A 25,057-nucleotide genomic window follows, 5' to 3' on the forward strand; every position below is an offset into this window, starting at 1 on the left:
GGAAGTTATCGAATCGAGACCTAAGTAGGCCACCCCGAACTTCTGAGATCGCCACTTCAGGGATGGGCGCCAGAACCGAAAGGCACCGACTGCATGACCGAGACCTTGCCCGACGTCCAACTGCTCGAAGAAGCACGTCCAGGGCGAGTCCGTTCAGCAGTGCGGCGCTCGGTCGTCCAGCGCGGTCGTCTGGTCGACCTCGCGATCATGGCGACGTTCACCGTCGCGGCGATCTACGTGATGTCCAACCTGTGGAGCGATCTGCAGTCCGGCTATCTGTTCAACGCGGGCCGCGACCAGGCCATGTGGGAATGGTTCTTCGCCGATACCGCTCACGCCCTCGCCCAGTTCCGCAGCCCACTGTTCAGTGACCTGCAGAATTATCCACTCGGCGTGAACCTGATGGCCAATACCGCGATGTTCGGCATCAGTATCCCGTTGGCCCCGATCACGCTGATCTTCGGACCGACCGCCACGTATGCGATCGGGCTGACCGCCGGCCTCGGCGGCACCGCCATCGCTTGGTACTGGGCATTCTCGCGGCACGTACTGACCGGAGTCTCCGTCCGCTCCAAGGTCGCCGCCGCCGTCGGAGCGGGGTTCTGCGGATTCGCGCCCGCCATGATCTCGCATGCCAACGGCCACCCGAACTTCGTCGCGTTCTTCGTACTTCCGTTCATATTCTTGCAGGTCGTGCGCATTTCGAACGGCAAGCGTCCGGTTCGCGACGGTGTCGTCCTCGGCCTACTCGTCGCCTGGCAGATCTTCCTCGGTGAAGAACCGCTCCTCATCTTCACGATGTCAGCCATGGTGTTCGGCGCCGCCTATGCACTGCCCGGCCTGGCCAAGTCGCGCCAGGCGATCAAGCGCGCGATGCCCGGCCTCGTGATCGGCGGCGCGGTCACACTCCTGATCACTGCGGTGCCGCTGTGGTCGCAGTTCTTCGGCCCAGCGAGCTACGACGGCGTCTCACACGGTCAGGCAGGCAACGACACCGCTGCACTCACCACGTTCCCGACCGAATCGGTTGCGGGCGACCCCGAGGGCGCGGAGTTCCGAATGAACCCGACCGAGGAGAACGCGTACTTCGGATGGCCGCTGGTGCTCCTGCTTCTCGGTGCAACGGTGTGGCTGTGGCGCATCCGCCTGACCCGCGCGGCTGCCGCCGTGATCGTGGTCATGGGTGTGCTCTCACTCGGTTCCGAACTGACCATCGACGGTGACAAGACCGGCATCACTCTGCCGTGGAAACTCCTCGCCGACCTGCCGTTGTTCGAATCGGTGCTCGAATCCCGATTCGCGATGGGCGCGATTCCGGCGATCGGGCTGCTGCTCACCCTCGGCACCTACCGCGCTTTTGTCGAACTTCGTGGACCGCGCCGCACGGCAGCCGGTGTCTGGCTGGTGGCTCTCGCCGTCGCGATGATTCCCCTGATCCCGACCCCCATCGACGCCGATCAGCGATCTGCGACGCCCGAATTCATCACCAGCGGCTCGTGGGAGAACTACGTCAGCGACGGCACCCTGGTGACGGTTCCCGTCGCGAGCGCCGAAGACGCCCGCGCACTGAGCTGGCAGGTCGACGCCGACTTCGGCTTCCCCATCGCCGGCGGGTACTTCGTCGGCCCGGATTCGAAGACCCGCGCCGGAATCTACGGCGCCGAGTCCCGGCCCACCTCGACCCTGCTGGTCAATGCCAAACAAACCGGCAAGGTCCCGTTGATCGACGTGGGCACCAGAGCGAACGCACTGACCGACCTGCGGTACTGGCACGCCGACGTACTGGTGCTTCCCCGATTCTCCGGCGACGACGCCCTGCGCCACACGGTCGACGAGCTGGTCGGCTTCGACGCCAAGCGCGTCGACGACGTGTGGGTGTGGGACGTACGAGACCTCGTGAGCGGCAAGACCTCCAACCAGAGCTGAGCGGGTTGATCAGCGGGTCATGATCACCGGACCGTCTTCGGTGATCGCGACCGTGTGCTCACTGTGCGCAGCCCGGGCGCCCGAAACGGTGCGAAGGGTCCACCCGTCGGCGTCGTGCCGGTAGTCGTCGGTTCCGTCGGCGATGAGCATCGGTTCGATGGCGATGACCAGGCCGGGACGCAGCCGGAAGCCTTTGCCTGCTCGACCTTCGTTGGGCACGTCCGGGCCTTCGTGCATCTCGCGGCCGATGCCGTGCCCACCGTGATCGGCCAGCATGCCGTACCCGCGGCCACGCGCGTACTGTCCGATCGCGGCACCGATGTCGCCCAATCGGTTTCCGGGCTGGGCAGCGGCAATGCCACGGGCAAGTGCCTCATCGGTCGCGTCGATCAGTGCCTGATCCTCACTACTCCCCCGCCCGACAGTGAAGCTGATGGCGGAGTCGCCGCACCAGCCGTCGAGTCTCGCGCCGCAGTCGATGCTGACCAGGTCACCGTCGCGAAGCCGGTACTCATTCGGGATACCGTGCACCACAGCATCGTTCACACTCGCACAGATGGCGCCTGGGAACGGCGTCGATGCCGTTGCCGGCCGGTAGTTCAAGAACAGCGCCGAGGCGCCGGCCGCCGAAATAACCTCCGCGGCAACGGCGTCCAATTCGAGCAACGTCACCCCGACGCTTGCCGCCTCACGCGCCGCAGCCAGAGCCTGCGCCGTGATTCTCCCAGCCGCCGCCATCGCGTCGATTTCCCCTGCGGTCTTGATTTCGACCATTTCGAACACCTTCCTTGTCGAATAACTATACCGGTATTACTATAAGCACATGGTGCGCGTGCCGCTGACGGCGGAAGAACTCGAACGAGGACTACGACTGGGTGAACTCCTGCGATCGGCGCGGGGGGACCGAAGCATGGTTCAGGTAGCGCTCGACGCCGGCATCTCGGTCGAAACTCTGCGCAAGATCGAAACCGGCCGCATCGCGACACCCGCCTTCTTCACCATCAGCGCGGTCGCGGAAGTGTTGGGTATTTCACTCGACACCATTGCCCGAACACTTGAAACACCACAATCCGAACAGGAAGTTGCATCCTGAGTAGTTCTCTCAGGATGTGCGGGCCCGCACTCGCCTAACATCGTTCCTTGTGCCGTCTGAAGTAGTAGTGCCCCCGAAACCCGTGCCCACTGGCCCCGAAGCTCCCCGAGAATCGGATTCCCAGAGAGTCCGGACGGCACGACTCATCGCGATAGTCACCGGCCTTCTTGGCCTGCTTCTTGCACTCGCTACGCCCTTCCTGCCCGTCAAGCAGGAAGCCGCGAGCATCGACTGGCCGCAGGGTGGGACCGTCAACGGCGTTTCGTCGCCGCTGATCTCCTACTCGCCCACATCGCTCGACATCACCATCCCGTGTTCCACTCTCGGCCAGTTGGGCGGCAGCGGCGGCACACTGCTCTCGACCATGCCGAACGGGGCGCCGGACCGAAACGCCCGCGGCCTCACCGTCCGCACCACTGCCGACCGCCTCGAAGCACTCACCCGCGATTCGGTATTGATCTCGACCCCGCTCGATCAACTGAGCGGGTGCACGGCGATCACCATCACGACCAACTCCGAGCAGACCGTCGCGGCGGTCACCGGTATCGACGGCGTCGGCACCACCCTGACCGGTGACTACCGCCCACAGGTTGTCGGCATCTTCACCGACTTGCAGGGCGCAGCGCCCGCCGGACTGTCCGCCCACATGGACGTCGACTCCCGGTTCTCGTCCAGCCCCACACTTCTCAAACTGTTCGCGATGATCGTCGCGGCACTCTCGACCATCGTCTCGCTGTACGCACTGCACCGGATCGACGGCGTCGACGGCCGTCGTGCACGGCGGTTCCTGCCGGCGCGATGGTGGAAGTTCACCGGCACCGACGCCCTGGTTATCGGCACGCTGGCGCTGTGGCATGTCTTCGGCGCCAACACTTCCGACGACGGTTACCTGCTCGGCATGGCCCGAGTCTCGGAGCACTCCGGGTACATGGCCAACTACTTCCGCTGGTTCGGCGTCCCCGAAGCGCCGTTCGGTTGGTACTACGACGTGCTGGCGCTGTTCGCGAAAGTCAGCACCGCGAGCATGTGGATGCGCCTGCCCGCGCTGATCGCCGGCATTCTGTGCTGGATGGTGATCAGCCGCGAGGTGATACCGCGACTCGGTGTTGCGGTGCGCCGCAACAAGGTTGCCATCTGGACCGGCGGGCTCGTGTTCCTCGCCTTCTGGTTGCCGTACAACAACGGCCTGCGTCCCGAGCCCATCATCGCCCTCGGCGCCCTGCTCACGTGGTGCTCCATCGAACGCGCCATCGCCACCGGACGTCTGTTGCCCGCCGCGATGGCCGTGCTGATCGCCGCATTCTCGCTGGCCGCCGGGCCTTCCGGGCTGATCGCCATCGGCGCGCTGATCGCCGGAGCCAGGCCGATCCTGCAGATCCTGATCGCCCGCGGCAAACGCGTCGGCTTCCTGTCCCAGATCATGCCGATTCTCGCCGCCGGAACCGTGGTGCTCGTCGCGGTCTTCGCAGATCAAACCCTCGCGACAGTTCTCGAATCGACCAGAGTGCGAACGGCCGTCGGGCCGAACGTTCCGTGGTTCGAGGAACGGTTGCGTTGGGACGCACTGATGACCATCTCCCCCGACGGCTCACTGGCCCGCCGCTTCGGCATGTTCGTCATGATCGTCGGACTCGTCTTCTGCGTCATGATGATCCTGCGCAAGGGCCGGATCCCGGGCACCGCTATCGGGCCCTCGCGCCGAATCCTCGGGATCGTGTTCGCGTCGCTGCTCCTGATGCAGTTCACCCCCACCAAGTGGACTCACCACTTCGGTGTGTACGCCGGTCTGGCCGCCACGGTGGCCGTCCTCGCCGCCGTGGGTGTGAGTGCGTCGAGCATGCGTTCCAAACGAAACCGCGCGCTGTTCGCCGCGGGCATCCTGTTCATCCTCGCTGTGGCGTTCACGAGCTCCAACGGCTGGTGGTACGTCTCGAGTTACGGCGTCCCGTGGTGGGACAAGCCGCCGTCAATCGCCGGCAAGGGATTCTCGACGGCCTTCCTCGGCCTCACGATTCTCGCGCTGCTGCTGGCCGCGTGGTACCACGTCATGGAGCCGCGCCGGCGAAACGGCACAGAGGACAGCGTCAAGAAGACCAGGCGACTCCGCCTTCTCGCCCCGTCACCGTTGACCATCGCGGCCGGAGCGGTCGTGCTGTTCGAGGTGCTGTCCCTGCTCAAGGGCGCGGTCGCGCAGTACCCCGCGTATTCGATCGGCAAGTCCAACATCGAATCCGTCTTCGGCGGAAGCTGCGGTCTCGCGGGTGAGGTACTCGTCGAGTCCGATCCGAACGCCGGCGTTCTGCAATTGACGGATCGGCCCACCGATCTCGCCGGCGCAGGTGCATTCGGTGCGAGCGAATCAACCGGGTTCTCGCCGGACGGGGTTGCAGGCGACCTCACGGCCGACGCCGAGGACTCGACAGCAGGCAGTGCAAACAGCCTCGACACCTCGACCTCGCAGTCCGGCACCACCACGCCGGGAACCGGATCCGGCACCGCCGGTGGCTCGCAGTCGACGGCCGGCGTCAACGGCAGCAACGTCGCGCTCCCGTTCGGGCTCGACCCCGCAAAAACCCCGGTGCTCGGTAGTTACGGAGCACCTCAGAACGCGTCACTGACCACCGGTTGGTATTCACTCCCCGAGCGCAACGACGCCGCACCGCTCCTGACCGTCGCGGCCGCCGGACGCATCCGCTACGTCAACTCCGACGGCATCGTCACCCCCGGCGCAGTGCTGCAGGTCGAGTACGGCAAGAAGCAGGCCGACGGGAGCGTCGACGCACTGGGACGTGTCGATCCGATCGACATCGGCCCGTCGCCGTCGTGGCGCAACCTGCGCGTTCCGATGGATCAGCTGCCCGCCGACGCCGACACCGTGCGTCTGGTGGCCAGTGACACCGACATCAGCGCCGACCAGTGGCTGGCGGTCACACCGCCACGAGTGCCGACCATGCGCACGCTGCAGGACGTCGTCGGATCCACCGACCCGGTGCTGATGGACTGGGCTGTCGGTCTGGCCTTCCCGTGCCAACGTCCGGTGGATCACCTGTACGGCGTCGCCGAGATCCCCGACTGGCGCATCCTGCCCGACCGCATCGGCGCGGAGTCCACCAACGCCTGGCAGGACCACTACGGCGGCGGACCGCTCGGCTGGACTACCGAACTGCTCTCGGCCAGGGCATTGCCGACCTATCTGGACAACGACTGGGATCGTGACTGGGGATCGCTCGAGCAGTACACACCGCTCGATTCGGACGCGGTTCCCGCGCAAATGAACGTCACCACAGAGACCCGATCGGGCACCTGGACACCGGGCCCGATTCGTTACCAGTCGTAACTGTTACGCGTGGACCTACCAACCACCCAGGCACGGTAGGTCCACGCTCAGCCCTGACATACCATCGGTAGCCGTGCCCGACGCCGTGACAGCTTCACCTCAGACTTCGAGTTCGCCGCCTCCTGCTGGTCAGGATGCCCGCGAGCGTTTCCATCGCACGCGATGGGTCGCGATCATCGCCGGCTTGCTCGGCTTCGTGCTCGCACTGGCAACTCCGCTGCTTCCCGTCGTGCAGACGACGGCTTCGGTCAACTGGCCGCAGAACGGCGTGATCGGCGACGTCGAGGCACCTCTGATGGCGCAGGTTCCCATCGACGTCAACGCGTCGATCCCCTGCACCGCGGTCAGCTCGCTGCCCGAGGGCGGCGGCATCTTGCTGTCGACGGCACCTGCTCAGGGCGACGGCGCCGCGCTCTCGTCGATGTTCGTCCGCGTGTCCGCTACCAGCGTCGACGTGCTCGATCGCAACGTCGTCGTCGCTTCGGCGGCACGCGAGGACGTCGAGTCCAGTCGCTGTGGCGCCATCGCGTTCAGCTCCGACGTCAACCGAACCACGGCAGAGTTCGTCGGACTGACCTATCCCGACGGCAACCCGATTCGTGGCCAGCTCGACGGTGACTTCCGCCCGCAGGTGGTCGGCGTCTTCAGCGACCTGCCCGACGGCGCTGCCCCCGAGGGCCTCGGCTTCTCGATGACGATCGACTCACGTTTCTCGTCGAGCCCGAGCGTCTTGAAGCTGGTCGCGATGATCGTGGCCGTCCTCTCGACCATCGTCGCGCTGGTCGCCCTGGCTCGCCTCGACGGCACCGACGGCCGCAAGCACCGACGCTTCCTGCCCGCACGCTGGTGGAAGTTCTCCGGTATCGACGGAGTGGTGGTCGGCACGCTCGTCGTGTGGCACTTCATCGGCGCGAACACCGCCGACGACGGTTACCTCCTCACCATGGCCCGAGTCTCACCGGACGCGGGATACATGGCCAACTACTTCCGTTGGTTCGGCGTTCCCGAGGCCCCGTTCGGTTGGTATTACGAAGTGCTGGCCGTGATGGCGAAGATCTCGACCGCGAGCCCGTTCATGCGTCTGCCCGCTCTGCTCGCCGGAATCCTCTGCTGGATGGTCATCAGCCGCGAGGTCGTCCCGCGTCTCGGGCGGGCGGTTCGCCGGAGCAACGTCGCCCTCTGGACCGGCGGTCTGGTGTTCCTGTCCTTCTGGCTGGCGTACAACAACGGTCTTCGCCCCGAGCCCATCGTGGCTCTCGGTGCACTGCTCACCTGGTGCTCCATCGAGCGCGCCATCGCCACCGGACGTCTGCTGCCCGCGGCCACGGCAATCTTGATCGGCGCCTTCACTCTTGCCGCCGCACCCACCGGATTGATGTGTATCGCAGCCCTTCTCGCCGGTGTGCGCCCGTTGGTGCGCATCGTCGTCAAGCGTCACCGACTGGTCGGCACCCTGCCGCTTCTCGCTCCGATCGCCGCTGCCGGAACCATCGTGCTGGTGGTCATCTTCGCCGACCAGACCTTTGCCGGCGTCATGGAAGCCACGCGCGTCCGAACGATCATCGGCCCCAATCTCGAGTGGTACCAGGACTTCCTGCGCTACTACTACCTCTTCGTCCAGACGGTCGACGGCTCGGTTGCCCGACGCTTCGCGTTCTTGACGATGATCCTGTGCCTCTTCACGACGCTCTTCGTGTTGTTGCGCCGCGGCCGCGTCCCCGGCGCGGCAACCGGTCCGTCGTGGCGCCTGGTCGGCGTCGTCTTCGGCACGATGTTCCTGATGATGTTCAACCCCACCAAGTGGACTCACCACTTCGGTGCGTACGCGGGCATCGCCGGTTCTCTCGCCGCGCTGACCGCCGTGGCCGTGTCCGCGTCCGCCCTGCGCTCGCGTCGTAACCGATCGGTGTTCGTGGCCGGACTGCTCCTGATGCTCGCGTTGACGTTCGCCGGCATCAACGGCTACTGGTACGTCTCGAGTTACGGCGTGCCGTGGTTCGACAAGACCATCTCCTACGACGGCCGTGAATCCAACACCCTGTTCCTCGCACTCTTTGCTCTCGCCTTGGCCTTTGCCGCCTGGCAGTACCTGCGTGAGGGATTTGCCGCCCCGCCCGAGAAGCCGAACACGGCCAAGGGCAGACGAATTCGCAAGTTCGCGGCCGCTCCCCTCACCGTGATTGCCGGTCTGATGGTCCTGTTCGAGGTGCTCTCGCTACTCAAGGGTGCAGTGTCGCAGTACCCGGCGTACTCGCTGGGCCGAAGCAACATCGAGGCACTCGCGGGCAAGACCTGCGGCATGGCCGAGGACGTTCTGGTCGAGACCGACGTCAATTCCGGGAATCTGCGGCCTCTGACCGCTCCCGGATTCAACGCCGAGGATCCGTTGTCGGGAGTTGATTCGAAGGGCTTCTCCCCCAATGGGGTTCCCAGCGATCTGACTGCGGATTACATCGAAGTCAAGCAGGGCATGGGCAATACCGACAGCCAGAGTGTCGGTCCCACCTTCGCCACCGGTTCCGGTGCCGGAACCAGCGGCGGCACCGGCAACGTCGGCGTCAACGGCAGCACGGCCAAGCTCCCCTTCGGCCTCGATCCGTCGAAGACACCGGTCATGGGCAGCTACCAGCCCGGCGTGCAGGAACCTGCTTCCCTCATCTCGAGTTGGTACGGATTGCCCACTCGCAGTGAAGAATCACCGCTGGTGGTCATGTCCGTCGCCGGGCGTGTGTGGTCCGTCGACAACACCGGTGCGATCACGTACGGCCAGTCACTGCTGGTCGAGTACGGCAGGACTCAGCCCGACGGAACCGTGCAGGTTCAGGGTTCGTACATGCCGCGAGACATCGGACCCGCGCCGTCGTGGCGCAACGTCCGTATCCCGATCGACGAACTCGCGCCGGACGCCGACGCCGTTCGGGTGGTCGCGTTCGATCCCAACCTCACGGGCGATCAGTGGATGGCATTCACGCCGCCGCGCGTGCCCAAGCTCGAGTCCCTGAACTCGTACATCGGCAACGAGCAGCCGGTCCTCCTGGACTGGGCTGTCGGCCTTCAGTTCCCGTGCCAACGTCCGTTCACACATCAGAACGGCGTGGCCGAGATGCCGAACTTCCGCATCCTCCCGGACCGTCCTCTTGCGGTCAGTTCCACCGACACCTGGCAGTCCGCGGACAACGGTGGCCCGCTCGGATTCACCGAGGTTCTTGCCGGTGCGACGACGGTTCCTACATATCTGAAGGACGACTGGGCGCGGGACTGGGGATCACTCGAGCGGTACGACCGGTACTTCCCCAATGCGGTTCCGGCAGAGGTGGAGACGGGCACCGCAACCCGCTCGGGCATGTGGATGCCCGGCGAGATGCGAGTGCACTAGCCTGCGCTACCTACTCGGGTGACTGCTCGGGTGCGACGCACGGAGACGGCAGAGACCGCTCCGACAACGACGACGCACCCGAGTAGTTGCCCGATACCGGGCCGTTCGCCGAGCAGCACAACCGCCAGCAGTACGGCGAGTACCGGTTGCATGAGCAGGAGCGTCGCGCCCACCTCGGCGGGAAGCCGAGGGAGCGAGTGCCCCATCAGCATCCAGCCGAACACCTGGCCGACCAGCGCCAGTGCCGCGAGCCAGCCGAAGGCTTCCCAGCCCGGGACGAAATCGATCCGGCCCCACAGTGATCCGATGACGGACCCGGCGATGCCCGCGGACGTCGTCGAGATCAACACCTGGCTCGCTGCCCGATCCGCCTCGCCCGTCCGGCCGACCACGAAGATGTAGCCGCCGTAGGCGATTCCGGAGACGAGCGAGAGCGCCGTTCCCCACAGCAAGTCGTCGCCGGTTCCCCCACCCCCGAACACGCCGCCCGCCAAGGCGATTCCCGTGAACATGAACGGCAGGGCGAAGACGAACCGCATCGGCACCCGATGGCCGAACACCAACCAGGACAGTGCGGGCACCACGACCACCTGCACGTTCACGACGACGCTCGCCATCCCCGCGCCGATCATCAGAATCGACTGCGACCACAACGCGAAATCCAGCCCGAGCAGCAGACCGCCGAGCACCTGCAGAACGACTGCCCGCCGGCTCGGCTTGCCCACCCGGCGGTACTCCCGCCACGCCAACCACAACAGCGGCGGCAAGGCCAGGAAGCAACGGAAGAAGACGGCGGTCGAGGGCCCCACATCGGCCAGCTTGATGAGGAGCGAACTGATCGAGATCGCAGCTGCGCCTCCGACGACGAGCAATCGAGGGTCGATGCGCCCCCGAGGAGTTCGGGTGGGTGTCGATGTCTGCGCGGTCGCGGAGGTCAGTGTGGTCACTCGACAATGTTCCTGCCGCTAACTATTCAGCACAAGCAAATGTTCAGACCGTATATTCGGTAGCATTACTACTGTGTTGAATCTCGAAAGACTTCGCGCCCTGCACGCCGTCGCCGAGAACGGATCAGTAGCGGCTGCCGCCCGCACCTTGCATGTCACACCCTCCGGAATTTCGCAGCAGTTGAACAAGCTCGAGCGAGAGGTCGGTGTTCCGCTCCTCGAACCGCAGGGCCGCGGTGTGCGACTCACAGAAGCGGGCCGAATCCTCGCGCGCCGAACCGCAGAGGTTCTCTCGACGCTCGCCCAGGCCGAGGCGGAAATCGCGTCGCTGCAGAGCGAGGTGACGGGCCGCGTACGTATCGGCGCCCTGGTCTCCCCCAGCAGGACGGTGCTGCCGCGAGCCATCGCCGAAATCAGGCATGCGCACCCGCAGCTCGAAATCACCTTCAACGAAGGCGAATCCGAAGAACTGCTCCCCGCACTGATTCGCCGCGACCTCGACGTCGTGGTGGTCGACAGTTGGAGCACTCTGCCCGTCGAACTTCCCGACGGACTCTCCTTCACGCCCGTGTACGACGACGTGGCGCTGCTCGCTCTCCCGGCGTCACATCCGCTGGCGGAGAACAAGGTCGTCGCGCTCAGCGAGCTGTCCGAGCATGCCTGGGCGACGTGGACACGGGGAACGGACTTTCACACCTTCACCGTCCGGACCCTGCGCGCGCAGGGGTTCGACCCACGAATCGAGTACGAGGTCGCCGAGTTTCCCACCCAGGTCGAATTCGTCGCTCAGGGCCTCGCCGTCGCATTGATTCCACGTCTGGCGAGAGTTGTACCGCCGGAAGGTGTTCGAATGCTCGACACGGTTCCGCCGCTCGGCCGAGACATCTACCTCGCCTGGCGGACAGACAGCGAAAGGCCGGCCGTCCTGGCGGCGATAGAAGCGCTACGCCGCCAGTTCGACGCCCTCGGTGACAAAAAGAACTAGAGCGGCATCAAGTTGTGCTTGCGCGGGTTCTTGAAGATCGTCTTGTCCGCGAGCAACTTCAGAGCCTTACGGATCTCGAGACGCGTCTGCGAAGGCTCGATCACCGCGTCGATGTATCCGCGCTCGGCCGCGATGTACGGCGTCGCGACGAACTCGTTGTAGAAGTTGATCAGCTGAGCACGCACCGCGGGTGCATTCTCGCCGGCCTCGGCGAGCTGACGCCGCCCCATGATGTTGACGGCACCCTCGGCGCCCATCACGGCGATACGAGCGGTCGGCCACGCGAGGTTGATGTCGGCACCGAGCTGCTTGCAGCCCATGACGGCATAACCGCCGCCGTACGCCTTACGAACCACCACAGTCACCTTCGGCACAGTGGCTTCGATGTACGAGAACAGGAAACGCCCGCCGCGCTTGATGACGCCGACCTTTTCCTGATCGACGCCGGGAAGGAAGCCCGGTGTGTCGACGACGAAGACGAGCGGGATGTTGAAAGCGTCGCACAGACGCACGAAGTGGGCGGCCTTGTCGGAGCTGTCCGCGTCGAGGGCGCCGCTGAGGTACGTGGGCTGGTTGGCCACGACACCGACGGGCAGGCCGTCGACGCGGGAGAATCCGGTGATCACGTTGTGCGCGACCTGGGCTCCGATTTCGTGGAAAGTGCCGTCGTCGAAGATCCGCAGAATGATGTCGTGCATGTCGTAGCCGGCGTTGTCGGCATCCGGCATGAACGCATTGAGTTCGAGATCCGACTCGGTGATCTCGGGTTCGAGGCCCGGGTTGATCAGCGGCGCCTTCTCCTGGCATGACGACGGCATGAAGCTCAGGTACTCACGCACCCAGTCGAAGGCAGCCTTCTCGTCGGGAGCGACGTGATGGATGTTTCCGTACTCCGCCTGCTTGCGGGCTCCACCCAAGTCCTCGAGGCTGACCTCTTCGCCGGTGACCGACTTGATGACGTCGGGTCCGGTGACGAACATGTACGACTCTTCGGTCGCGACCACGACGTCCGTGTTGATCGGGGCGTACACGGCACCGCCGGCGCATTTACCGAGGATGACCGAGATCTGCGGGCACAGGCCGGACAACGGCTCCTGACGTGAACCCATGTTGGCGTACCAGGCCAACGAGGAAACGGCGTCCTGGATGCGAGCTCCACCGGAATCGTTGATACCGACGACCGGGCAGCCCACCTTCAGCGCAAAATCGTTGACAGCTGCGACCTTACGGCCGAACATCTCTCCGGCGGCACCGCCGAACACCGTCTGATCGTGCGCGAACACGGCTACCGGACGCCCGTCGACGGTTCCGTGACCGGTCATGACGCCGTCGCTGTACGGGTTGCCCTCGCCCGCCATCTTCACCAGGGCACCGATCTCGATGAAGCTACCGGGGTCGAGCAACATGTCGATGCGCTGGCGCGGCGTGCTGTGCCCTGCTGCATCGCGCTTGGCAATGGCCCGAGCCGAGCCGGGTTCCTTTGCCTTCTCCAACTTTTCGCGGAGTTCAGCGAGCTTCTCCGCGGTGGTTGTCGTCACTTCTGAACTCCGGTTTCCGCTGCTTTGGTCTGAGCTGTCTCGATCTGGGCCAGCTTGGTGGTGAGGTCTGCCGCAACCTTCGCGATGTACGGCTCGTCGACGATCTGCAGGTGGTCCCCGCCGATGTAGACGACCTCGAGGTTCTTCACGTAGTCACCCCAACCACCATCTGCCTTGCGGGTCTTGAATGCAGGCTCGAGCGTCATCAGCTCGTCGTGGTACTTGTCAGCCATGTAGAGCACGACGTCGCCGTCGTAACTGCTGAACTCGGCCGTCTGGATGGCGCGATTGTCCAACCACGACGTCCGCTGATGCTCGATGATGCCGCCGGGAATCTTGGCGCCGCTCATCTTGATCATGTCCATCAAGATCTGGATCTGATCCTCGTCGGCTTCGGTGGAAGCCAGAACGTCAAGCGGCAGCGGCACATCCAGGTTGTAGGTGCGCTTGGCGAACTTGCCGTAGCGCTCCCAACGCTTGCGTCGTTCCGCCTCGGTGTCCGGCACGACCTCGCCGGCCATGACGGTGTCGAGCAGCCCGACCACACGCACGTCGGCGCCCTGCTCGCGCAGCAACTTCGCGACCGCATACGACATCACGCCACCGAACGACCAGCCACACAGCACGTACGGCCCGTCGCCCTGGATCTCACGCAGCAGCGGAACGTAAGCAGCAGCGCGGGTTTCGATCGAGCCCTCGACCCGCTCGAATCCGTACATCGGCGTGCCGGCGGGCAGGCGCTTGAGCAGAGGCTCGTACGTCACCGTCGAACCACCGGCAGCATGGAAGACGAATACCGGTACGGCAGTGGAACCTTCGGGGCGGGCACGCAGAGTACGTACGAGTCCGTCGATCTTGCCGTCGTCCTCGAGGTACTGGCGAACGACGTCCGCAAGCTCTTCGATGGTGGTGGAGTCGAGAACGTCGTCGAGAGTGATCTCGCCACCGGCACGCTCGGAAAGCCGAGCAGCAAGCTTCTCGGCGACCTCGTCACCGACGATCGGCAGATCGTTGAAGATGCCCTTGGCCGACTTCCCGGTGACAACCGCCCACGTCGCAAACGTCAAGCGCTCGGCCGCATCTCGCGGCGGAACGTCCGAGCCTGCGTCGTCGGCAGTTCCGGCTCGAGAAGGATCGGAAGGCGCAGCAGCAACCGGAGCAGTGGTAGGTAGTTCCACTGCCACCTCGGCGGGAGCAACGTCCTCGTCAGCAGCGTCGGCCGCCAACTTCTCCGCGGCCTGCTTGTCGGCCATCGCCTGAACCTCTTCGCGATTGTCGATCGCGTAGCGCAGGTACTTGTTGACCTCGTTGAGGCTCGCGTCCTTGACTGCCTGGAGCTGGAGCTGCGGAATGTCGAACTCGTACTCGACGCGGTTCTTGATACGCATCGCCATGAGCGAGTCGAGACCCAGTTCGATGAGCGGAACCTCGGCCGGCAGATCCTCCGGCGAGTACCCCATCGACTCGGCAACCACGATCTTGAGGCGGTCGTCGAGGCTCTGCGAACCGTTCGGATCCCACTTGTCTCCGGCGTCTTCGACGACCTCGGCCAAGGATTCCATCGGCGCACTGGTCTTGACCGGCGCGCTGACGACCAGCTCGGGCAGCGGCTCACCCGACGTGACGACGGCGTCGAAGAGCAGACGGAACGTAGCGCCCTCACGAGCGTGCACCTGCACCGACGCTCCACCCGGATGCGGGTTGAGTGTCGTGGTCAGGGTCGAAGCACCGGCCAGTTCACCGTGCGGAACAGCAGCGGTCAGAGAGACATCCGAAAGCACCTGTCCGGCAGCGGCGCTCACCAGCACCGCCAGGTCGGTGACGGCGGATGCGTCGACCTCCCACACGTGGCGGCCGTCGGGCAGAGCGACGTGCGAACCGGGTACGCGAGCCGAACCGCCGGCACTGACGCGAATGTCGAGCCAATACGGCTTACGCAGGAATGCGGTACGCGGAACCGAAGCGAAATCGCCTGCGGGAAGCAGAGACTCGAGGTTCACGGCATGGCCGTGCACGTACAGCTGCGCGAGAGCGGCAAGAACACCCGCGGACTCGTCTTCCTTACGCTTGAGCGTCTGGATGAGCTCCATGTCGTGCAGGCCCGAATCGAAAGCGGTAGCCGCCACCGACATCAACGTCACCGGGTTGGGTGCAAGCTCGACAAAAGTGGTGTGGCCGTGGGCAACTGCACCGCGTACCGCGTTGGTGAAGTACACGCTGTGGCGAAGACCCTTGACCCAGTACGCCTCTTGATGGATCGGCTCGTGACCGGGACGGTAGAAGGTGTCCTTGTCGACGGACGAGTAGACGCCGAGCTTCAACGTGGTCGGCTCGATACCGGCCAACTCGGCGGCAAGCTCACCGAGCAGCGGATCTACCTGCGAAGTATGGCTGGCGCCCTTGGTCTGCAGGACACGCGCCATCTTGCCGTCGGCCTCGGCGGCCGCGACGATCGCCTCGATGTCCGGCTGTGGTCCACCGATCACCGTGTGCGTCGGAGCTGCGTAAACACAGACCTCGAGCTTGGGGTACGTGGGCAGCAGCGCCTCGATCTCGGATGCGCTGTACTCGAGCAGAGCCATCAGACGGATGTCGTCGCCGACAAGTGCGCCCTCGGCCTCACCCATCAGCCGTGAACGTGAACAGATCACGCGGACAGCGTCTTCCAGGTTCAGACCGCCGGAAACGTACGCGGCAGCGGCCTCACCCATCGAGTGCGGAACCACGGCTTCGGCCTCGGCGCCGTGGTGACGCAGCAATGCGGCCAGACCGACCTGGATGGTGAAGATTCCCACCTGGGCGGTCTCGACGTTGTACTCGATCGAATCGTCGAGGAACATCTCGACCATCGAGTAGCCGGCCTCGTCCTGGATCAGCGCGTCGACCTCGTCGACGGCCGCCTTGAAGGCCGAGTTCTCCGTGTAGAGCTGCTTGGCCATCTTGCGGTGCTGCGAGCCGAAACCCGAGAACACCCACACCGCGCCCTTGGGCGACGGCGAGTCGGCGGAGAAGACTCCTTGAGCAGGCTTGCCTGCGGCGACGGCGCGCAGCGAGCTGATGGCCTCGGAGCGCGTCTTCGCCAGAACAGCGGCGCGCGAGCGTCCGTGGTTGCGACGCGCGAGTGTGCGGGCGACGTCGGCGAGGGGCGTCTTGCTTCCCTCTTCGGTTTCGAGCCAGTCGGCCAGGTCAGCGGCTGCGCGGCGACGACGCGACGGCAGCGCGCCGGACACAGCCAGCACAACGGTGCTCTCGTCTTCCACAGGTGCATCGGCGACAGGGGCATCCACTACCGTCTCGGCAGGCACGTACTCCTTGACCACGACGTGCGCGTTGGTTCCACCGAAACCGAAACCGGAGACACCGGCGACAGCCTTGCCGGTGTAGCGCGGCCAGTCGGTGGCCTCGGGCGTCACCTGCAGGTGCGACTTCTCGAAGTCGATGTGCGGGTTCGGGCCCAGGTAGTTGATCGTCGCGGGAATCTTGTTTTCCTGCATCGCCAGAACGACCTTGATCAGGCCGGCGGCGCCTGCAGCTGCTTCCAGGTGCCCGAAGTTGGTCTTCGCGCTACCGAGCAGTGCCGGCTTGTCTTCGTCACGACCACGACCGACGACACGACTGAGCGCGTCGGCCTCGATGGGATCACCGAGATCGGTACCCGTTCCGTGCGCCTCGATGTAGTCGACGGTGGTCGGCAAGATTCCGGCGTCGCGGTACGCGAAACGCAACACGTCGGCCTGGGCATCGGGATTGGGTGCGAGCAGACCGTTGGAACGGCCGTCCTGGTTGACCGCGGATCCGGCGATCACCGCGAGGATGGAATCTCCGTCACGCTCGGCGTCTTCGAGACGCTTGAGCACGACGAGTCCGCCGCCCTCACTGCGAACGATGCCCTGAGCCTGAGCGGAGAAGGCACGCAGTTTTCCGTCGGGAGCGAGCATCCCGGTCTGATCGAAACCGAGGGTTCCGGGAGGGGCCAGCAGCATGTTGACGCCACCGGCCAGCGCGATGTTGGAGTCACCGCTGCGCAGCGAGCGCACAGCCTCGTGAACGGCAACCAGCGAAGACGAACACGCGGTGTCCAGAGCGATGGACGGTCCACGGAAGTCGAAGAAGTACGAGACACGGTTCGCGACGATGGCCGTCGACGTTCCGGTCAACGCGTACGGATGCGCCGTCGTCGGATCACTGACCGCGAGCAACTGGTAGTCGTTGGCGGAACTGCCGATGAAAACACCGACCTGCTTGCCCTTGAGCCCACTGGCCGGAATGCGAGCGTGCTCGAGTGCTTCCCACGCGAGTTCGAGTGCGAGGCGCTGCTGCGGATCGACGTTGACGACCTCGAGCGGAGACATCGCGAAGAACTCGGCGTCGAAGCCCTTGACGTCGTCGAGGTACCCGCCCTTGGTGTTCGCGTTCTCGACCGCGGCCTTGATGGCGGGATCCGACATGAACTCGGCCCAGCGGTCCTCGGGGAGGTCGCTGATGCCGTCGCGTCCGGCCGCCAGCATTTCCCACATGTCCGAAGGCGTGTGCCCGGCACCGGGGAATCGTGTGGACAGTCCGACGATGGCGATGTCGTGAGCGTCCGTCGCGCCGCCTGAGACGTAGTACGACGCGTCGACGGTCTCCTCCGGCGCCTCGGGCTCACCTTCGATGATCCGAGTAGCCAGCGAAGCGATGGTGGGGTGTTGATAGGCAACCGTGGCGGTCAGCGTGACGCCGAGCAGATCCTCGATGTCTCCGCTCAGAGCAACTGCGTCCCGCGAGGCGAGCCCGAACTCTTCCATCGGGCGATCGTCCGTGATCGAACCCGCCGGCTGACCGGTCGCGTTGGCGATCCAATTGCGAAGCCACTCACGCAGCTGCGCGACACTCATCTCGCTCACAACGTCTTTGCTCTGCGCACCATCTTGTTCAACCATCAACTCACCAAGCCACCGATCATGAAGGGACTGCTCCTCAAACGCTATCGGGGAATGCGGTCTGCTGATAGCCGCCTCGCAACGTTCCCTCGATATAGCTCGCCTTACACGCGCGGCGAGCGATCTTGCCGCTGGACGTACGCGGAATCGAACCCGCGGGGACGAGCAGGATGTCTCGGGCCGTAACACCGTGACGGGAAGAAATCGCCGCACGCACGGTGTCCGCGATCGGCTGCGGATCGGCCTTGCCTGCGCCGGGAGCACGCTCGGCCACGATGACCAACTGCTCCGAGGAATCGTCGTCGTCGAACTTCAGACCCGAGTGCGTGTTGGAGAACACGACGGACGGCAGCTGGTTGGCCGGTACGGCAAACGCAGCGATGAAGCCGGGGCGCAGAGCCGGGCTGGCTTCCTGAGCCGAAGCCTCGAGGTCCTGCGGGTAATGATTGCGACCGTCGACGATCACGAGGTCCTTGACGCGCCCGGTGATGTACAGCTCGCCGTCGACGTAGACGCCGAAGTCGCCGGTACGCATCCAGTTGGCATCCGCCGGCGTGCCCTCGGTGTGGCTGTCTTCGCTCAACCGATTGTCCAGCTTGTTGTGGAAGGTCTCCGCCGTCTCGTCGGGGCGACCCCAGTAGCCGATACCGATGTTCTCGCCGTGCAACCAGATCTCGCCGACGTGATTGTCGGGGACCTCGGTCAGCGTCTCGGGATCGACGATCGCCGCCCACTGACTGCGCGAGACGTACCCACAGGAGACCTGCGCGATTGCGTTCTCGGAGTACTGGTCGACGATGACCATGCGTCCCTTGTTGAGTTCCGTGCGGTCGACGTAGATGACCTTGGCCTCGTCGGAATGCTTGGTCGAGGAGACGAAGAGCGTCGCCTCGGCCATGCCGTACGACGGCTTGATCGCAGTCTTGGGCAGACCGTACTGAGCAAAAGCGTCGTTGAACTTGCGCATCGACGACGTCGTGACCGGCTCACTGCCGTTGATCAGACCGATGACGTTGCTCAGGTCCAGGGTCTCGCCGTCCTTCGGCAGGCCACGCGCGGCAGCGTGCTCGAAAGCGAAGTTGGGAGCGGCAGCAAAGGTGCCGGCGCCGTCGGAAACCGCAGCAAGTTCCTTGATCCACCGGTACGGCCGCTGCACGAAAGCACGCGGGCTCATGATGGTGATGTACTTGCCGCCCAGAGCAGGCAGGATGACCGTCAGCAGGCCCATGTCGTGGAACAGCGGCAGCCACGTGACGCCGCGTGAGTCCTCGTTGAGTTCGATGGAGTCGACCATCTGGAGCGCATTCGTTCCGACAGCACGATGGGTGATCTCCACACCGGCGGGAACTCGGGTCGAACCCGAGGTGTACTGCAGGTACGCGATGTCGTCGAGTTCGATGTCGGGGCGAACCCACGTTTCACCGACGGTGTCGGGAATCGCGTCGACGGCGATGATGCGCGGACGCTCGGCAGCGGGAAGCGAGCGGAACAACTGTCGAACACCGGCCGCGGACGATGCGGCAGTCAGAATCGCAGTCGGCTTGCAGTCACCGAGAACAGCGTGAAGACGGTCGGTGTGACCGGGCTCGTCCGGATCGAAGAGCGGCACCGCGATGGAACCGGCCTGAATGGCCGCGAAGAACGAAATGACGTAGTCGAGTCCCTGCGGAGCAAGAATCGCGACACGGTCGCCACGCTTGGTGACCTGCTGCAGACGGGCTGCAACAGCGCGCAGACGCACACCGAACTGCTCCCAGGTCAGCTCCAGGGCTTCACCGTCACGCTCGCGTGAGTAGTCGATGTACCGATACGCGAGCTCGTCCGCGTTGACACGCGAGTGTTGCTCGACGTAGTCGACCAGCGTGAAGCCTGGTTGCAGGCGGATCTGGCCCTTCTCGTCGAGAAAGCCATCGAACAGCGCGTTCATTCCATCTCCTCCGAAGCGATCACACAAGCACTGTCTTTCATGCCTGCGCCCCAGACTTCCTTCGCTCTCTCGGGTCCATCTTCGATCAATCGAATCGCACTTTGTGCGCAACTCACCTGAATCACTTCATCGATCCCAAACCATCGATATGTTACAGATTCGCATCGTCCGTATTCTCCGGCCTACTCGCCCGCCAGTAACGGGATGATCGGGGCGAACGCTTCCATCTGCGTCGGGAAGACCCCGACGTACGACATCGACGTCTTCTCGCGGACCAGTCGAATCTGGTCTGCGATTTCCTCGAAAGTGCCCACAGCCAGGTATGGAGAGTTCAACAGCTCCTCCACGCTCAGCTTACGATCCACTTCGATGTTCGGCGGAAAACCTTGGTCCAGAGCGGCGATTGCCATTTCGGCAGCCTGCTCTCGATCGTCGGTGATCATGATCATGGTGATGGTCCAGTTGAGTTCGATCTCATCGAAACGCTCGCCGGCAGCTTCGCGGATCCGCTCGACACGTTCGATGGTCTTTTCCATCGTGATTCCGGAGAGCAGAAGCCGCCCGTCACGGTTGGTCGGTGTGGCGACCGAGATGATGTCCGCGTACTTCGCCGCGAGAGCAAGCATCTTCGGGCCTCCGCCGCCCACGATGATCGGTGGCCGCGGGCCCTGCCGCGGTCGCGGGCTGCCCTTGAGGCCGCGCACCTGATAGTGCTTGCCTTCGAAAGTGCATTCCTGCCCGCGCAGCAGAACGTCGAGAATCTGCAGAGACTCCTCGAGCTTCTCGATGCGAACGCCCGGACTTTCGTAGGCGATGCCGCCCTTGTCGAACTCTTCCTTCATCCAGCCCGCACCGATACCGAGTTCGAGTCGACCACCGGACAGCACGTCGATTGTCGCCGCGTCCTTCGCGAGCACAGCAGGATGACGGAAGCCGTTGGCCAACACGGCGGTGCCGAGACGAATCTTGTCGGTGGCCACCGCGAGCGCTCCGAGAGCGGCGATCGGGCCGACCTGATTACCCAGGTGATCCGGAATCATGAACGAGTCGTAGCCGAGTTCCTCGGCCTTCTGCGCGAGCTTGACGAAGCGTCGCGCACCACCCTCTTCGGCGTTGCCCTCGCCACCGGCCGCAAACCGAAATTTGCGTAGGGCATCGCTGCCGTGGGTGGAACTCATATATCGATCTCCTGTGATGGACACGTACGTCGTACTCGAACTACAAACTCGGACAAATCGAACCTACTCGCCAGTCACTTACGTGACAGCACTGTAGAGGAAGCCCCCGGACCGTGCAGCACTCTACCGGGACCAAACGAGCAGATTACCCGCGAGCGAACTCCCGAGACGCCCGATTGTGACGAATCAACAGTGCGGCGGTGACTCAACTGTGGGGCGGCGTCGGTGCAGCGTCGATCTTCTCCGCAGCCCACTGTGCCATCCATTGGGTGGCCGTCGTGCCGTTCGGATCGACTTGGAAGGAGTTGTACATCGCGTGCACAGGGTTGTTGTAGTACTCGAGCAGTCGCGGCGCCGAACTCAGCCAGTTGGTCGGGTTGAGAGCGGCTGCCGGCGCGTCGCAGATACCGTCGCTCGGCGCGCAAATCTGATAGGTCCGATCGTTGAGGTCACCGAACCCGCCGGGCCTCGGGCCGGTCATCGTGAGACCGGGCAGCTTCAGCCCGTTCAGCGACAGCTCGGCGCCGACACCGGCAACGCTCGGGCCAACGGTGTTCCCGAACGCCGGATCGCGCCGACCGTCGGCGATCAAGCCGACGCCCAGAACCAGATCGGCAGGCACCGCGCCGGTACCGTCGCCGATACTCGCGGCGACGTCACCCGCGATCACCGCGCCCTGGGAAAATCCAGTCAGGACGTAACTCGTGAGCGGGCACTCGGCGTGCCGCTTCATCAGAAAGTCGTTAGTGGCAGCAGTTCCCGCGGCCCGACTGTTGTTGTAGGACTGCTGTCCGTCCGGCGGGATCGCCACCGGATTCGAAAACTGTGCGACATACGGAACGGTGTAGACGTCGGCCCGTGAAGTATCGAACTTCTCCTGCAGAGGACGGGTCACGTTCAGCATCAACGACGCCGGATTGGCCGTCGGGTTGTACGGGTCGTCGGTAGCGCTCGACTCCCACGTACCCGGTATGGCTACTACCTGGACATCGGGGCAACTGGCCGGCTGAGACACCGGAGGCTCCGGGCTCGGCGGGATCGGAGTCGGCGAAGGCACCCGCCCGGCCAGGATGTACCAACCGCCGATCACGACCGCTGCGACCACAAGAATGATCAGCAGCGGGATCAGGCACCCACGACGCTTTCCAGACCTCGCCATGACCCGCGCCTACTTGCAGTAGGTGGCGTTGGCGACGTCGATGTAGATCTGAGCGTTCGCACCTGCCTGCTCGGGAGTGATCTGCTTGCCTTCCGCCGACGCTTCCTGGCCGACGAAGGCGGTCACGAAGGTCAGGACCTCGTCGTCGGTCTGAGGACCGGCAGCGCAGATGTAATTGGCCGTGTTGACGGCGATGCTTCCGTCACCGGCTGGGGTGATGCCCTTCGCCTTCAGTCCGTCGAGGAACTTCTGTGCCTCGGGACTGACCTCGACGACTGTGGGACCCGGGAAGCCCTCGATGCTCTGCGGCTGCTCCGGCGGCGCGGTGGCCGCGGCTCCCGGACTGGTGGGCGCAGCCGACGCCGTCGTGGTCGCAGAGGCGGACGCAGATGCCGAACCGCTCGAGGACGAAGCCGCCGCGGACGTCGTGGTGACCGGATTGGAGGTTGCAGTGGAGTCGTCACTACCGCACGCGACAAGCGCGCCACCGGTGGCGAGCGCCAGGGCGCCGACAGCGATCGCGCGTGCACAAGTGTTTCGGTTACCCGAGAAAAGCGACATCAATGTCCGTCCTTGCCTTCAGTCGAAAGTCCATCAACAGGTTACGCAACGCACGCGGGCGGGCACCGATCCGTGATCGGGCCCGCCCGTCGTGCACCACTGTGAGTTAGTGAACTTCTGTCTTGTCACCGATCACCGTGATGTAGCCGAACTGGAAGTTCTGCTGGACACCACCGGGAATGTCGAACTTGTCACTGATCGGGAATCCGAGTCGTCCACCTTCGTATCCGACGCTCTTCCAACCGTCGAACAGCGGACCGTTCTCGACGGACCATGCACCGGTGCCGGGGCTCCAGTAGATGTTGCCGCCCTCGAACTCGGTGAAGCGTCCGTTGTCCTTGATCGGAACCTCGTTCGACTTCGGGAATCCGAGCCAGCCGTTTTCCCAGCCGAGTTCGCCGTACTTGCCCATGATCATTCCGAGAACCGCGTGAGTTCCGTTGGCGCTGCTGTACATTGCGCCGATCTCGAATCCCTGGACCTTGCCCGGCTTGCCGGGGGTCGCGATCTCGTCGGCAGTCGGGTAGCCGAGCGGGCCACCTTCCCAACCCTGTGCGGACCACTCGGCGAGGATGTCGCCGCTGACGGGGTGAGCGCCGGTCTGCGGGGTCCAGTAGATGGAGCCGTTCTGGAAGTGGTTGAAGCGTCCGCGTCCGTCGGGGGTACCGAGTTCGGGGGTACGCGGGAAGCCGAGCGGGCCGGCCGCTGCTCCGGTGTTCATGTACGCGCCGGCGATACGACCGGCGACGGGCTGGGCGCCCGTTCCACTGGTGAAGTAGATGCGACCGTTGCGGAAGTCCTGTGCCAGGCCACCCGCGACGCTGTACTCGGGGGTGATGCAGTCACCGATCCAGCCGTTGGCTGCGGCCGTCGCACCGATCTCACCCGAAGTGCCGCAAGCCGGCTTCTCGACCTCGACGCCGATGGCGTTGGCCAACTGCGGCCACAGCTGATGAAGCTCGAACTGCCAGTACGGCCACGAGTGGGTTCCGGACGGGCGGTAGTTGACCTGCGCGGGGATGCCGAGCTGGTTGAGCTTGGTCGCGAAGGTCTGCGAGGTCAGGCGAGCGAGGATCTCGAGGCCCATGCCTGCGTAGTTGGTGCTCACGCCGGGAATTCCCGACGGCTGGTCGTACGGGCCGGTCGTACCGCTACCACTCGAGACGTACAGGCTGACGCCCTTGAGCTTCTCGGCGAGCGCGTACGGATCGTGTGCAGCCCACTGCGGGTTGGACGGCGGTCCCCACATCGCGGCGGAGTTGTATCCACCGGCGTCGGTCATCGCGAACTGGATTGCCTGAGGCATGCCGAGCGAGGTGGTGGTGAGGATGCCGGAGAGCGAAGCGGCGAACTTGAAGAAGCCGGGGTTGCGCGCCGTGAGGAACATGGCGGACGTGCCGCCCATCGACAGTCCGACGACACCGCGTGTCTGCGTGGTCCGCCAGTCCTTTTCGAGGATGGGGGGCAGTTCCTTGGTCAGGAACGTCTCCCACTGGTAGTTCTTGCCGTTGTCGGGCTGGAGCCAGTCGGAGTAGAAGCTGGACTGACCGCCGACCGGGAGGATGACGTTGACGTTCTTGTCCGCGTAGAAGGACTCGGCGTCGGTCTCGTAGGTCCAGGCGTTCTCGTTGTCGGTCGCGCGAAGACCGTCGAGCATCCAGACCGAGGGGAAGCTGGCCGACGGATTGACGTTCCAATCGCGGGCCAAGAGGATCTGCACCTGAATCGGGGTGCCCATCGCGGGAGAGTTCACCCACAGCGCGACGCGACGCTCGCTGAGCCAGTCGACCTTCGTGACCGCTGCTCCGGTGGGGTTCTGGGTGGCGGCCGGTGCGGCCTGAGCAGGTGCCGGCGCGGCTGCCGCGGTTCCGGCCGTCGTCAAGCCCGCGGCGATCGGCAGAACCAGCATCGCTGCCAGTGCGCCGACGACCTTTGTCCGGAAGGTTGCCCGGGACCGGCGACGGTCCTCCGTGGCAAGGCCTACTCGCATGAGCTCACTCTCTTTCCTTACGTTCGGTCCGCGCGTCGATCGTGTGGCCGCCTGAGCAGCCAGACCCCCGTTGAAACTATTTCTACACGCAAACGATCCCCGCTTGGGGTAGCCGCGC

Annotated in this window: 14 protein-coding genes; 5 read left to right on the forward strand and 9 right to left on the reverse strand. The window is 64.6% G+C overall.

Annotated elements, in window-relative coordinates; genetic code table 11:
- Nucleotides 1-93 precede the first annotated feature (93 nt).
- Nucleotides 94-1,926 (forward strand): hypothetical protein, encoded by a 1,833-nt coding sequence (locus tag ASU23_RS12940; protein ID WP_042921226.1) that lies wholly within the window; start codon nucleotides 94-96, stop codon nucleotides 1,924-1,926.
- Nucleotides 1,927-1,935: 9 nt separating this feature from the next.
- On the opposite strand, the gene map is transcribed toward ASU23_RS12940, so the two are convergent.
- A complete protein-coding gene (map, locus tag ASU23_RS12945) occupies nucleotides 1,936-2,700 on the reverse strand; it encodes a type I methionyl aminopeptidase (RefSeq protein WP_030535815.1) in 765 nt (254 codons plus the stop codon).
- Nucleotides 2,701-2,749: 49 nt separating this feature from the next.
- Here map and ASU23_RS12950 point away from each other — a divergent pair, with 49 nt between their 5' ends.
- The 3 genes from ASU23_RS12950 (at nucleotide 2,750) to ASU23_RS12960 (ending at nucleotide 9,732) form a co-directional block, all read left to right on the forward strand.
- Nucleotides 2,750-3,019, forward strand: a complete 270-nt coding sequence (locus ASU23_RS12950; protein WP_003943854.1) for a helix-turn-helix domain-containing protein — start codon at nucleotides 2,750-2,752, stop codon at nucleotides 3,017-3,019.
- A gap of 82 nt (nucleotides 3,020-3,101) precedes the next feature.
- Complete coding sequence (locus ASU23_RS12955) at nucleotides 3,102-6,356, forward strand: arabinosyltransferase domain-containing protein (RefSeq protein ID WP_058038046.1); 3,255 nt, start codon at nucleotides 3,102-3,104, stop codon at nucleotides 6,354-6,356.
- 73 nt (nucleotides 6,357-6,429) lie between these two features.
- Entirely contained in the window at nucleotides 6,430-9,732 is a 3,303-nt protein-coding gene (locus ASU23_RS12960; protein ID WP_058038047.1) for an arabinosyltransferase domain-containing protein, read from the forward strand.
- On the opposite strand, the gene ASU23_RS12965 is transcribed toward ASU23_RS12960, so the two are convergent.
- Complete coding sequence (locus tag ASU23_RS12965) at nucleotides 9,729-10,679, reverse strand: DMT family transporter (protein ID WP_058038048.1); 951 nt, start codon at nucleotides 10,677-10,679, stop codon at nucleotides 9,729-9,731. The genes ASU23_RS12960 and ASU23_RS12965 overlap by 4 nt on opposite strands.
- A 73-nt stretch (nucleotides 10,680-10,752) precedes the next feature.
- Here ASU23_RS12965 and ASU23_RS12970 point away from each other — a divergent pair, with 73 nt between their 5' ends.
- Nucleotides 10,753-11,664, forward strand: coding sequence for a LysR family transcriptional regulator (locus ASU23_RS12970; protein WP_007731813.1), 912 nt, complete (start codon nucleotides 10,753-10,755; stop codon nucleotides 11,662-11,664).
- Here the strand turns inward: ASU23_RS12970 and ASU23_RS12975 are convergent.
- The 7 genes from ASU23_RS12975 to ASU23_RS13005 form a co-directional block, all read right to left on the reverse strand.
- Nucleotides 11,661-13,202: an acyl-CoA carboxylase subunit beta gene (locus ASU23_RS12975; protein WP_003943957.1), complete on the reverse strand. Its 1,542-nt coding sequence runs from the start codon at nucleotides 13,200-13,202 to the stop codon at nucleotides 11,661-11,663. The two genes, ASU23_RS12970 and ASU23_RS12975, sit on opposite strands and share 4 nt — an antisense overlap.
- Nucleotides 13,199-18,124 (reverse strand): polyketide synthase Pks13, encoded by a 4,926-nt coding sequence (gene pks13 / locus ASU23_RS12980; RefSeq protein ID WP_058038049.1) that lies wholly within the window; start codon nucleotides 18,122-18,124, stop codon nucleotides 13,199-13,201. The genes ASU23_RS12975 and pks13 overlap by 4 nt, the downstream gene beginning before the upstream one ends.
- A 37-nt stretch (nucleotides 18,125-18,161) precedes the next feature.
- On the reverse strand, nucleotides 18,162-20,051 hold the full coding sequence (gene fadD32 / locus ASU23_RS12985) for a long-chain-fatty-acid--AMP ligase FadD32 (protein ID WP_003943899.1): 1,890 nt from the start codon (nucleotides 20,049-20,051) through the stop codon (nucleotides 18,162-18,164).
- Nucleotides 20,052-20,233: 182 nt separating this feature from the next.
- Nucleotides 20,234-21,229, reverse strand: a complete 996-nt coding sequence (locus ASU23_RS12990; RefSeq protein WP_007731815.1) for an LLM class F420-dependent oxidoreductase — start codon at nucleotides 21,227-21,229, stop codon at nucleotides 20,234-20,236.
- Nucleotides 21,230-21,434: 205 nt separating this feature from the next.
- Nucleotides 21,435-22,388, reverse strand: a complete 954-nt coding sequence (locus ASU23_RS12995; protein WP_003943848.1) for a cutinase family protein — start codon at nucleotides 22,386-22,388, stop codon at nucleotides 21,435-21,437.
- A 9-nt stretch (nucleotides 22,389-22,397) separates the two neighbouring features.
- Nucleotides 22,398-22,949, reverse strand: a complete 552-nt coding sequence (locus ASU23_RS13000; protein WP_003943980.1) for a DUF732 domain-containing protein — start codon at nucleotides 22,947-22,949, stop codon at nucleotides 22,398-22,400.
- A gap of 106 nt (nucleotides 22,950-23,055) precedes the next feature.
- Nucleotides 23,056-24,939, reverse strand: a complete 1,884-nt coding sequence (locus ASU23_RS13005) for an alpha/beta hydrolase-fold protein (protein ID WP_003943922.1) — start codon at nucleotides 24,937-24,939, stop codon at nucleotides 23,056-23,058.
- Nucleotides 24,940-25,057: the final 118 nt, after the last annotated feature.

It is taken from the genome of Rhodococcus sp. KB6, from assembly GCF_001445685.1.
Classification (GTDB): Bacteria; Actinomycetota; Actinomycetes; order Mycobacteriales; family Mycobacteriaceae; genus Rhodococcus_F; species Rhodococcus_F qingshengii.

Coding starts and splice junctions, on each gene's coding strand:
- ASU23_RS12940 (WP_042921226.1), top strand. CDS start 94: ATGACCGAGACCTTGCCCGACGTCCAACTGCTCGAAGAAGCACGTCCA.
- map (WP_030535815.1), bottom strand. CDS start 2,700: ATGGTCGAAATCAAGACCGCAGGGGAAATCGACGCGATGGCGGCGGCT.
- ASU23_RS12950 (WP_003943854.1), top strand. CDS start 2,750: ATGGTGCGCGTGCCGCTGACGGCGGAAGAACTCGAACGAGGACTACGA.
- pks13 (WP_058038049.1), bottom strand. CDS start 18,124: ATGGTTGAACAAGATGGTGCGCAGAGCAAAGACGTTGTGAGCGAGATG.
- fadD32 (WP_003943899.1), bottom strand. CDS start 20,051: ATGAACGCGCTGTTCGATGGCTTTCTCGACGAGAAGGGCCAGATCCGC.
- ASU23_RS12990 (WP_007731815.1), bottom strand. CDS start 21,229: ATGAGTTCCACCCACGGCAGCGATGCCCTACGCAAATTTCGGTTTGCG.
- ASU23_RS12995 (WP_003943848.1), bottom strand. CDS start 22,388: ATGGCGAGGTCTGGAAAGCGTCGTGGGTGCCTGATCCCGCTGCTGATC.
- ASU23_RS13000 (WP_003943980.1), bottom strand. CDS start 22,949: ATGTCGCTTTTCTCGGGTAACCGAAACACTTGTGCACGCGCGATCGCT.
- ASU23_RS13005 (WP_003943922.1), bottom strand. CDS start 24,939: ATGCGAGTAGGCCTTGCCACGGAGGACCGTCGCCGGTCCCGGGCAACC.